Below are 10383 nucleotides of genomic sequence, written 5' to 3'. Positions count from 1 at the left end.
CGAGCACGTCCGCCTCCATCCGAACCGCACGATCGGTGTGGTCGTCCGGTACCGCGAACTCCAGATGCGACTGCTGGAGGTGTTTGAACGGGCCAAGGTCCCCGTACAGGCCTATGTCGGGTCCGGGCAGGGCCGGTACCGAGACATCGATCCGGACCGGCCCGGTGTGCACCTGGTGACCCGCGCCAGCGTGAAGGGACTGGAGTTCGACACGGTCTTCGTCCCCGACTGCCATCGCGACACCGCCGATCCGGCGGACCCCGACCAGACGATGATGTATTACGTCCTGACCACCAGGGCCCGGCACGAGCTGCGACTGGGGTTCGCGGGCGACCGCCCTCCCGCGCACCTGGACGCTGTGCCCCGCGAGCTGTACCGGCCCCGGCCGTAGCCTCCTGTGGGAGGAAGGAAACCGCTGTAGACCACAAAGCGCGTGTGACACGCGGCATTATCAACCGGGTTCCCACCCGAGCGCGGTGAGGAGCGGCGGGCACGGCCCAAAGGCAGCCGAGTGACCCGGCCGCGCCGGACGGGAGCCGCCCCGCACGGCGAGCGCCGTCACCGACCGGTGAACGCCGGTGTGCTCCGGGCCAGGGAGGAGGTGACCCCGGCCTCGTGGTCCCGCGTGGCCATCAGACGGGTCTGTTCGACGATCTCGCGGTCCAGGGCGGCGGGCAGCGCGGCCAGCAGGTCGGCGCGCACGGTGGCCTTCATCGAACGCAGCGCCAGCGGAGCGCGGGAGGCGATCCGGTGGGCCCACTCCAGCGCGCCCTCCCGCACCCGGCCGTCCTCGACCAGGCGGTCGGCCAGGCCCGCCGCGTGCGCGCTCTGGCCAGTGACCCGGTCGGCGGTGTAGAGCATCTCGGCGGCCTTCTGCGCGCCCACGGCGCGCGGCAGGGAGACGCTCAGCCCGAAGCCCTGGTGCAGGCCGAGCAGCCCGAAGTTGGCGTGGAACCGCGTGGCGGGCGAGGCCACCCGGAAGTCCGCGGCGCAGGCCAGGCCGAGCCCGCCGCCCACCGCCGCGCCCTGGACCGCCGCGACCACCGGGACCGGCACCGCGTACAGGCGCAGCGCCTGGCTGTAGAGGGCGCTGAGCGTGTGGACGGGGCTTTGGCCGACCCCGTCCCGAGCGAAGTCCATCCCCGCGCAGAAGTTCTTGCCCTCCGAGCACCACACGAGGGCGCGGCACCCGTCGGCGGCCAGGTTCTCCGAGGCGTCGGCGAGCCCGGTGAGCACGTCGAGGGAGAAGTGGTTGTCGGGCGGGCGACGGATCTCCAGAACGCCGACGTGGCCGTCGACGCGCACGGACAGCTCCTTGGACATGCGTGCCTCTCGCCTTCGGTGCCGGGTGGGGCGGACGGCGACGAGACTACCGGGGGAAGCGTTCCCGAGCGCGGCCGGGGCGGTGCGGCCGTCCCCGGCTGGGGTCACGGGGACCGGCGCGGCGGGCGCAGTCCCGCGAGGGCGCGGGCGAGGAGGGCGGCCGACATCGCCGCGACGGGGGTGGTCGCGCCCAGGGCCAGTTCCCGCCGCAGCGTCGACCCGCCGTCGAGGAAGTCCAGGACGTCGCGCGTGTCGTTGCGCGCGAAGAGGCGGGCGAAGAACTCCGCGCCGTCCAGGCGTCCGGAGTCCAGACCGTGCAGGAGGACGGAGTCCATGGCCAGGTGCCGCCGCCGGTGCGGGACCGGCGGCACGGGCGCCCGCCCCCGTTCGAGCGAGCGCACCACCGAGGCCACCTGGCGCTGGATGCCGCTGAACGCGTACCCGGTGGAGGGCCGGATCGCGCCCGCCGCCGCCCCCAGCCGGTACACGCGCCGCCCCGCGCGTGTGCGGAACCGCCCGTCCGTCATGGGGATGACGCCCTGTTCGCGGGCCGCGACCGTGTAGCGGCCCAGTCCGAGCACCTCCTCGCAGTACCGGCGCAGGGCGCTCTCGTAGCCGTCGGCGTCCAGGGCCTGGCGGTTGAACTCGGTGTACTCCACCAGGGCCTCGCGTGCGGACGTCGGGAGCACGTAGCCGAACGAGACGCCGGTGCGCGGACGCGGGGTGCGCAGGTCCATCAGCGACGCCGTCGCGGGGGCGAAGGCGTCGCGCTCGGTGCGCACGAACCAGCCGCGGAAGTGCTGGAGCAGCGTGGTGCGGGCGGGCGGCGCCGACCGGGGGCGGGAGTCGAAGACGTGCGGTGCGCTCAGGCGCACGGGGGCTCCGTCGGGCCGCGACGCGTGCACGGTCGCGCGCTCGGCGCCGTCCTCGATCGCGGTGACCGTGGCCGTGCACGGGTGGACGTGCGGCCCCAGGCGCGCGCGGACGTGGGCGTCGAAGTCCCGGGACCGGAGCATCTTGTAGGACAGCGGACTGATCGCCTGTTCGTACCGCTGGCCCGAGGGGGCGACGACGGACAGCGTGTCCCACCGGGCGGCCAGGGCGTCGTCCCACGGCCCCGGGCCGCGTTCCCAGAAGCACCACGTCCGCTCCGGCGGGCGCGCGGGCCCCGCCGGCGGTTCGACCAGGGCGATCCGCGGGACGCCGGTCCCGGGCAGGGCGGCCCCGGCTGCGGAGTGCGCCAGTGTGAGTCCGGCCGCGCCGGCGCCCACGATGATCAGATCGAATTCCCGCATGGCGGTTAGCATGTCAGAAACGGATGCGATTCGACGCCTGGGGGATCATGGCCCGGTCAGTTCTCGACATGGGGGCCGGTGCTGTCACGGACGAGTTCGACCGGGCGGCGGCGTCCTATGACGCCCTGGTCGCGGCCAACCCGGGATACCACCGCCACCTGCGGATCTCGGCGCGCAGACTGGGCCTGCCGCGCCGCGGCGAGGGTCTGCTCGTGCTCGATCTGGGATGCGGGACCGGAGCGTCGACCGCGGCGTTGGCGCGCCTTTTCCCCCGTGCGCGGATCATCGGCGTGGACGCCTCCGAGGGAATGCTGTCCCGGGCGCGCGCGAAGAAATGGAAGAAGAATGTCCATTTCGTGCACGCGCGTGTGGAGGAATTGTCCGCGGACCGTCTGGGCGGTCCGGCCGACGCGGTGTTCGCCGCCTACCTCGTGCGCAACTGCCCCGACACCGGGGCCGCGCTGAGGAGGATGGGCGGCCTGCTGCGGCCGGGGGGCCGGATGGTCCTGCACGAGTACTCCGTCGCGGACTCGCCGCTCGCGCGCGCGGTGTGGACGGCCGTCTGCTGGGGGATCGTCATCCCGCTGGGACGGCTGGTCACCGGCCGGTCCGATCTCTACCGCTACCTGTGGCGCAGCGTCCTGCGCTTCGACGGCGTGCGCGGTCTGCGCCGCCGCATGGACCGGGCCGGGCTGGAGAACGTGCGCGCCCTGCCGCTGCCGGGCTGGCAGCGGGGCATCACGCACACGTTCCTGGGCAGGGTGCCCGCGGGCGGCGCCTCATGACCTGGGCGCCCGCCGATCCCCGCGCCGAGGTGATCGCCCCCGCCCCGGCGCGGGCCGTCCCCGCCGCCGCGACCGCCCCGTGCGCCGCGGTCGTGGGAGGGGGCATCGCCGGGCTGGCCGCGGCGACCGCCCTGGCGGAGCGGGGTGTGCGGACCACGGTGTTCGAACGCGAGCCCGGCCTGGGCGGACGCTGCGGGGGTGGCCGGTCGCCCTGGCCGACGGCAGCGCGGCGACGATGAGCCGAGGCTTCCACGCCTTCTTCCGCCAGTACTACAACCTGCGGGCGCTGCTGGCGCGGCTGGACCCGGACCTTGGCATGCTCAGCCCCGTGCGCGACTACCCGCTCGTCCACGCGCGGGGCGCCCGCGACCGGTTCACCGGGCTTCCGTCGTCGCCCCCGCTGAACGCGTTCGCGCTGGCGGCGCGCAGCCCGAGCTTCCCCGTCGGCGAGCTGGCCGGGGTCAACGTCGCGGCCGCGCTGCAACTGCTGGACGTGGACGTCCCGGGTGTCTACACCAGGCTCGACCACCGCGACGCGCCCGCGTTCCTGGACGCGATCCGCTTCCCCGCGGCGGCCAGGCACCTGGCGTTCGAGGTGTTCTCGCGCAGTTTCTTCGCCGACCCCGCCCGGCTCTCGGCGGCCGAGCTCGCCGTCATGTTCCACCTCTACTTCCTCGGTTCCAGCGAGGGTCTGCTGTTCGACGTGGCCAACGCGCCCTTCCCCCAGGCGATCTGGCGTCCCTGGTCGGCCTACCTCGCGCGGCACGGGGTGAGCGAACGCCTGGCGACGCCGGTGTCCCGTCTGGCCGCGGGCGAGCGGCGCCGCTTCGCCGTGCACGCGCGGGGCCGGTCGGCCGAGGAGTTCGACGCCGTCGTCCTCGCCACGGACGTGCCCGGCCTGCGCGACCTGGTCGCCGGTTCCGCGTGGCCGGGCACGGGGGACTGGCGGCGGCGGGCCCTGGCGCTGCCGAGCGCCCCGCCCTTCCTCGTCAGCCGGCTGTGGCTGGACCGGCCGGTCCGCCCGGACCGCCCCGCCTTCCTGGGGACCGCCGGCTTCCCCACCCTGGACAACGTCAGCGTGCTGGAGCGCTTCGAGGACGAGGCCGCCCGGTGGGCGCGCGGGCGCGGGGGTTCGGTCGTGGAGCTGCACGCCTACGCGCTGCCCGAGACCTGCGACGAGCACGTGGAGCGCAAGCGGCTGGTCGCGCAACTGCACCGCGTCTTCCCGGAGACCGCGCACGCGACCGTCGTCGACCAACGGCACGAGACGCGCGCGGACTGCGCCCTCTTCCCTCCGGGCGGGTACGAGCGCCGGTTGACCCCGGCCACGCCCGACCCCTGGCTGGTCGTGGCGGGCGACCACGTCCGCGTGGACCTGCCCGTGGCCCTCATGGAGCGCGCCGCGACCAGCGGCCTGCTGGCCGCCAACGCGCTGCTCGGCCGCTGGGGGCTGCCGGGGCACCCGCTCTGGAGCGTGCCCCGGCGCGGGCGGTGGGCGCCGCTGCGGGCGCTGGCCCGCTGGGCGCGCTCGGAGGGTCAGCCGGGCCAGCGCCCGGACGCGCGCAGGGCGTAGCGCCGCTCCGCGTAGGCGATGTCGTCGCGCCACAGCCGCCGGGCCACGGCCCGCATGAGGGGCCGCGCCAGCGGGGCCGCGCGGGTGGCGAGCCGGAATCCGGCGCGTTCGGAGGAGGCGACGGTCGCCTCGACGACCGCGGTGCGGGGGACGCCGTCGCGCACGCCGAGCGGTGTGGCGTGGGTCTCCACGACGCTTCCCTCGCCCTCGCCCTCGATGATGCGCATGACCACGGTGCGCGGCTCCGGGCAGGAGAACGCGGCCCGCACGGGCACCCCCCACCGCCCGGCCACCTTGAACGACAGTTCGGCGACCATCCGGTCGGGGTCGGGCGCGCCGTCGGGCGCGGTCTCGGTGACGCGCAGGCCCACGAAGGCGTAGGGGTGGAACCACGATCCGTGCCAGGGGTCGAGTCGGTTGGCCACCACGTCCTCGGGATCGCAGCGCCCGACGAGGGTCTGCACGGTGGTGAGCGCGGTCCGCGCGTCCGGGCGCTCGGGGAGCACGGGCCGGGGCAGCGGCTCCTCGCCGCCGACGTCGTCCAGGCGGACCCAGGCCAGCACGCCGTCGTCGTGGCAGGGGTAGGGCCGCCAGCCCGGGAAGCCCTCGGGACCCAGGGCCAGACCGTGCCAGCGGCACACCAGCCGTCCGGTGTCGACGGCGCCCCGGCACAGCGGTGCTCCCAGGTGCGGGCAGGCTCCGGGGGCCGCGTGCAGGCCTCCCCCGGGGCCGCGCCAGGCGACGATCTCGGCGCCCGCGACCACGCGCCCCAGGGGGCGGTCCCGGCGGACCTCCTCGCTGGCGGCGAACACGTACCAGTTGCCCGAGGGGCGCGCCAGCGCGCGCTTGAGCGCGGCGCCGATCACGGCCGGGGACGCCTCACGCCAGGTGGGCGCCTGACGGCTCCAGCGCGTCGCGGGCAGGCGGCGCAGGGGAGACCGTCCGGGTTCGGGAAGGTGCTGCGGCATGGGTGGCATCCTCGGGGTCGTCGGGACGGGCTGGGGCTCGCCGCGCGGTCAGCCGGTGCGGGCGCGCGCCGCCAGGGCTCGGGCGAGCGCGGGCGCGGCCACGCGCGCGCGGTGGACGCGGGGGACCCGGTGCCGCCGGGACCACACGTCGAAGTCGGCCTCCTCGATCCGGTCGAGGATGCCGCGGTACAGGCGCAGTGCCGTCTCCACGCACGGGCGCGCGACCGGGGAGAGCATCGCGCACCCCGGTTCGGCCTCGCGGTAGACGGCGCGGTTGAGGTCCACCAGTTCCGCGAGGGCCCCGCGCACGCGGCGGTCCTGGCCGCGACGGCGTCGGCAGCTCCGCAGGAGTTCGCGGTCCACGCCGTGGCGGGCCAGGACGTCGGCGGGCAGGTAGACCCGGTCCCGGTCGAGGTCCTCGGCGACGTCGCGCAGGAAGTTGGTCAACTGGAAGGCGACCCCCAGCGCCGCGGCGCGCGGTTCGGCCTCGGACCGGGGGACGACGGTCCCCAGGACGGGAAGCACCTGTAGGCCGATCACGGCCGCCGAGCCGTACATGTAACCGCTGAGTTCGGCGTAGTCGGCGTAGTCGGTGACGGTCAGGTCCGCGCGCATCGAGGCCATGAACGCGGTGAAGTACTCTCCGGGGATCGCGTGGCGGCGGGCGGTGTCGGCCAGGGCGCGCACCTGCGGGGACCGGGCGTTCCCGCCGGCCAAGGCCAGGCCGAGGTCGCGTTCGACGCCGTCCAGGAGCCCGGCGGTCCGTTCGGGGGTCCGCCCCGGCGCGGGTTCGTCCACGAGGTCGTCCACCCAGCGGGCGAATCCGTACAGGGCGTGCACGGCCGGCCTGCGTGCGGGCGGGAGCACCCGCGTGGCCAGGTAGTAGGTGCGTCCGTGCCGGGCGTGCAGCGCGCGGCTGACCGCGTAGTCCCGACGCAGGGCGCATCCGGTGATGCCCGCGGCGTCCAGTTCGGCGGCGGCGCCCATCAGCGCGTCCCCCCGCCGGAGGCGGTCCGGCCCGTGATCCGGGCCGCCGCCAGCTTCCCGGACACCAGTGCGGTGGGCAGTCCGACGCCGGGCGTGGTGCCGCATCCGGCCAGAACCGCGTTGCTCGCCGCGGACACGAGGTTGCGCGGACGGAACGGCCCGGTCTGGGCGAGGGTGTGCGCGACCGAGAACGGGGTGCCGAAGGCCATGCCCCGGCGCGACCAGTCCAGCGGGGTGGTCAGCCGCTCGGTGACGATCGCCGAGCCGAACCCGTCCAAACCCCGCTTCTCCACCGTCTGGACGAGGCTGTCGCGGTACCGGTCGGCCTCGCGCTCCCAGTCGATCCGGCCGGTGCGCAGGTTGGGGCAGGGAGCGAGGACGTACAGGAGCTGGTGGCCGGGGGGCGCCAAACCGGGGTCGGTGACCGTGGGACAGGTGATGAGCAGGGAGGGGTCGCTCATGGTCGTTCCGCGTCGCAGATCTGGTCGAAGGTCCGCTCCCACTCGGCGCCGAACGACAGGGTGTGGTGGTGGGTCCCGGCCCACGCGCGGTCGACGCCGGCGTGCAGGACCACGGCCGAGGGCGAGAAGCGCAGCGGCGCCGGCCGCCAGGGGGTGCGCCCCAGCAGCCGGTAGGCCATCGGCAGGTCCGGGGTGAGCACCACCGCGTCGCAGGCCAGGCGCGAGCCGTCCGCGGTGCGGACCGCGGTGATCCGGTCGCCGCGGCGCTCCAGTGCGCGCACGTCCTGGCCGTAGCGGAGGTCGCCTCCGGCGTCGACCACGGCGTCGGCGAGCGCGTCGCCCAGCGCCCGCATGCCCCCCTTGGGGAAGTACACGCCCGCGACCGTGTCCATGTAGGCGATCACGGCGTAGGCGGCCAGGGCCCGCTGGGGCGTGACTCCGGCGTACAGGGCCTGGAAGGTGAAGATCCGTCGCAGCCGCTCGTCGGCGACGTACCGCTCGACGGCCGGGCCGAGGCGCCCGAAGCCGCCCAGTGCGGCGAGCCGGGCGAGTTCGGGGGTGAGCAGCCGCAGCGGCGAGTCGTGGTTGGCGTCGATGAACGCGCGCATCTGGACCCGGTACAGACGGCTGAGCCAGTCCCGCAGCCGCAGGTAGCCCCGGGCGTCGCGCGCGCCGACCTTGGCGCCGATCTCCGCGGCCATCGCCTCCGGGTCGGTGTGCACGTCGATGGAGGTGCCGTCGGCGAACCGGGCGCGGTAGGCGGGGTCGAGCCGGACCAGGTCCAGTCTGCGGCCGAGTGAGTCGCCCACCGCAGACAGGGCCTCCTCGATCAGGTCCGGCATGGTCAGCACGGTGGGCCCGGTGTCCATGAGGAACCCGTCCGCGTCGTCGCGGCCGGCGCGCCCTCCGGGGTGCCCGTCGCGTTCGACGACCGTCACGGACCGTCCCGCCCCCAGCAGGTGCAGGGCGGCCGACAGACCGGACACCCCGGCTCCCACGACGACGACGTGGTCGGTGGGTCCGGTCACCGTGCGCCATCCGCGTCCGCGTGCCCTCACGAACTCACTCCCCAAGGTGTCTCGCTCCTCCGAGGGCGCCGTGTGCACGGCGCCGTGGGCCGTTCGGGTCCACGGACCGTCTCAACCCGCGCGGGTGATCACGGCCTGCGCCCTGCGACGCAGCTCCCCACGCGCCTCGGAGGTGATCGGCGCCTCCGTGATGGCGCGGGTCCCCTCCTCCACGAGTCCGCGCAGGCGTCGTTCCACGGCGTCCCTGGCGCCGAGGTCCGTGAGCAGGTCGCGCACGACGGCCACGTCGGCGTCGGTCAGGCCCGCGTCGCCGACCGCGACGTCAGCGTGCGCACCGCGTCCTGGTCGCCGCTCTCGCGCGCCGACCGCAGGCCGAGGGTCACGAGCAGGGTGCGTTTGCCCTGGCGCAGGTCGCCGCCGACCGTCTTGCCCGTGCGCGCGGGCTCGCCGTACAGGTCCAACAGGTCGTCGCGCAGCTGGTAGGCGGCGCCGACCGCCGCGCCGTACGCGCGCAGACCCCGGGTGACCGCCTCCGTCGCGCCGGCGATCCGCGCGCCCAGGTGCAGCGGGCGTTCGACGCTGTAGGAGGCCGTCTTGAGCCGGTTGATCCGGGTCGGGGTCGACTCGGTCTCATCGGCGCACGCCTGGGCCCGCAGGTCGAGGAACTGGCCGACCACCATCTCGACCTGCATGGAACGCCAGACGGGCCGGGCCCGTTGCAGTGCCGCGGGCGCGCCCGCCAGCGCCTCGGTGAACATGTCCTCGGCCCAGACCAGGGCGAGGTCGGCGGCGAGCAGCGCGGCGCTGTCGCCGTAGCGGAGGGGATCGCCCCGCCACCCGCCGCAGCGGTGGACCTGGGCGAGGTCCACGTGCAGTGCGGGCCTGCCCCGGCGCAGCGGGGACTGGTCCATCACGTCGTCCTGGACCAGGGCGAACGCCTGCACGAGTTCCAGTGCCGATCCCGCACGCAGCGCGGCGGTCGCCCGGGGACCGCGGGAGGCCCCGCCGGAGGCACGCCACCCCCACCAGGCGAAGGCCGGTCGCGTCCTCTTGCCCCCGGCCAGGACGAACCTGGTCAGGCGGTCGAAGACCTCGTCGGCGAAGTCCCCGTCCATCTGCTCGACGTCGCCGCCGCGCCGGGACAGGAACTCCAGCAGGTGCCGGGTGACGGCCTCGCGCAGGCCGCCGTCCGAGGACGCCGTGGGAGGCGTCGTCCCGTCCGGTTCGCGGGCCTGGTGCGGCCGTACCGTCGTTCGCGGCGTCGTCATTCGATCCTCCCGGGAGTTCGGGTGACGCTCGCTGACCGCTCGCCGCCGGCCGCGAGGCGACGGTCCGTCCGGCTCGCCGCGCTCCGGTCCCGGCGGCGGGACGACTCGCGCCCTGCCCGTGGAACCGACGGTGCGGTGGAGTCCGCGAACCTGGTACGAGGCTACGAGCACGGCCCCCTCGTTTCACGCTGCCGCCGACCGTCGGCGAGTCTCCCCGGCCGGGACGGCGGCGAGCCCCTCACGGCGTTCCGCCGAACGGGAGCAGTCCCCACGCCAGGGTGAGGAGGTCGACCACGCCCACGCCCGAACGCGCGCCCGCCTCCAGACCGGCCCCCAGTGCGATCACCAGCAGGAGAACCGGCGCCCAAATGCGGCGACGCCGGGGCGGCTCCGCCGCGACGGGCTCGTCCGGGTCGGTGTCGAGCCAGGGCCGGTCCAGGCGGGCGACGTCGCGGCGCAGGTCCTGCACCTCGGTGTGGTAGCGGTCGCGTTCCTCGCGGACCCGTTGGAGTTCGGCGCGTTCGGCCCGGACGGCGGCGCGCGCGTCGACGACGTCCACGCGGGCGGGCTCGGGGCCGCGCCTGGCGTGCCAGCGTTCCAGTCGGGCGAGGGGAAGGTCCGCGTACTGGGTCGGCCAGTTGTCGCCGGAGTCCTCGTCGACGGCCACCTCGCCCGGGTCGAGCGCGGTCGTCGGC

The 10383-nt window shown here is 75.4% G+C and carries 8 protein-coding genes and 3 pseudogenes; 3 read left to right on the top strand and 8 right to left on the bottom strand.

Features of this window, described 5'->3' with window-relative positions:
• Positions 1 to 391 (top strand): ATP-binding domain-containing protein (locus BJF83_RS23865; protein WP_394329381.1); only part of this gene is annotated, 391 nt, incomplete at its 5' end.
• Positions 392 to 558: 167 nt separating this feature from the next.
• On the opposite strand, the gene BJF83_RS23860 is transcribed toward BJF83_RS23865, so the two are convergent.
• Both BJF83_RS23860 and BJF83_RS23855 read right to left on the bottom strand, forming a co-directional pair.
• Positions 559 to 1323, bottom strand: a complete 765-nt coding sequence (locus BJF83_RS23860) for an enoyl-CoA hydratase/isomerase family protein (RefSeq protein ID WP_075928084.1) — start codon at positions 1321 to 1323, stop codon at positions 559 to 561.
• 104 nt (positions 1324 to 1427) lie between these two features.
• On the bottom strand, positions 1428 to 2618 hold the full coding sequence (locus BJF83_RS23855; protein WP_075928083.1) for a lycopene cyclase family protein: 1191 nt from the start codon (positions 2616 to 2618) through the stop codon (positions 1428 to 1430).
• A gap of 23 nt (positions 2619 to 2641) precedes the next feature.
• On the opposite strand from BJF83_RS23855, the gene BJF83_RS23850 reads away from it, so the two are divergent.
• The gene (locus tag BJF83_RS23850) at positions 2642 to 3403 is read left to right on the top strand and encodes a class I SAM-dependent methyltransferase (protein WP_394329380.1); all 762 of its coding nucleotides are present in this window, start codon (positions 2642 to 2644) and stop codon (positions 3401 to 3403) included.
• A pseudogene (locus BJF83_RS23845) lies at positions 3400 to 4976 on the top strand (FAD-dependent oxidoreductase). Before BJF83_RS23850 ends, BJF83_RS23845 begins: the two are co-directional and overlap by 4 nt.
• Here BJF83_RS23845 and BJF83_RS23840 read toward each other — a convergent pair.
• From BJF83_RS23840 to BJF83_RS23820, 6 genes and pseudogenes are all read right to left on the bottom strand, one after another.
• Positions 4940 to 5944, bottom strand: a complete 1005-nt coding sequence (locus tag BJF83_RS23840) for a DUF5914 domain-containing protein (protein WP_075928082.1) — start codon at positions 5942 to 5944, stop codon at positions 4940 to 4942. The pseudogene BJF83_RS23845 and the gene BJF83_RS23840 overlap by 37 nt on opposite strands.
• Before the next feature lie 48 nt (positions 5945 to 5992).
• On the bottom strand, positions 5993 to 6934 hold the full coding sequence (locus BJF83_RS23835) for a phytoene/squalene synthase family protein (RefSeq protein WP_075928085.1): 942 nt from the start codon (positions 6932 to 6934) through the stop codon (positions 5993 to 5995).
• A pseudogene (crtI, locus tag BJF83_RS23830) lies at positions 6931 to 8450 on the bottom strand (phytoene desaturase family protein). Before crtI ends, BJF83_RS23835 begins: the two are co-directional and overlap by 4 nt.
• A gap of 81 nt (positions 8451 to 8531) precedes the next feature.
• Positions 8532 to 8705, bottom strand: coding sequence for a hypothetical protein (locus BJF83_RS27700; RefSeq protein WP_158070445.1), 174 nt, complete (start codon positions 8703 to 8705; stop codon positions 8532 to 8534).
• Positions 8706 to 8716: 11 nt separating this feature from the next.
• A complete protein-coding gene (locus tag BJF83_RS23825) occupies positions 8717 to 9688 on the bottom strand; it encodes a polyprenyl synthetase family protein (protein WP_075928081.1) in 972 nt (323 codons plus the stop codon).
• A gap of 238 nt (positions 9689 to 9926) precedes the next feature.
• Positions 9927 to 10383 (bottom strand): annotated as a pseudogene (locus tag BJF83_RS23820) (hypothetical protein); the annotation flags it as partial.

The organism is Nocardiopsis sp. CNR-923 (assembly GCF_001942255.1).
In the GTDB taxonomy this organism is placed as follows: Bacteria; Actinomycetota; Actinomycetes; order Streptosporangiales; family Streptosporangiaceae; genus Nocardiopsis.
This window is presented reverse-complemented; position numbering and strand designations above follow the sequence as displayed.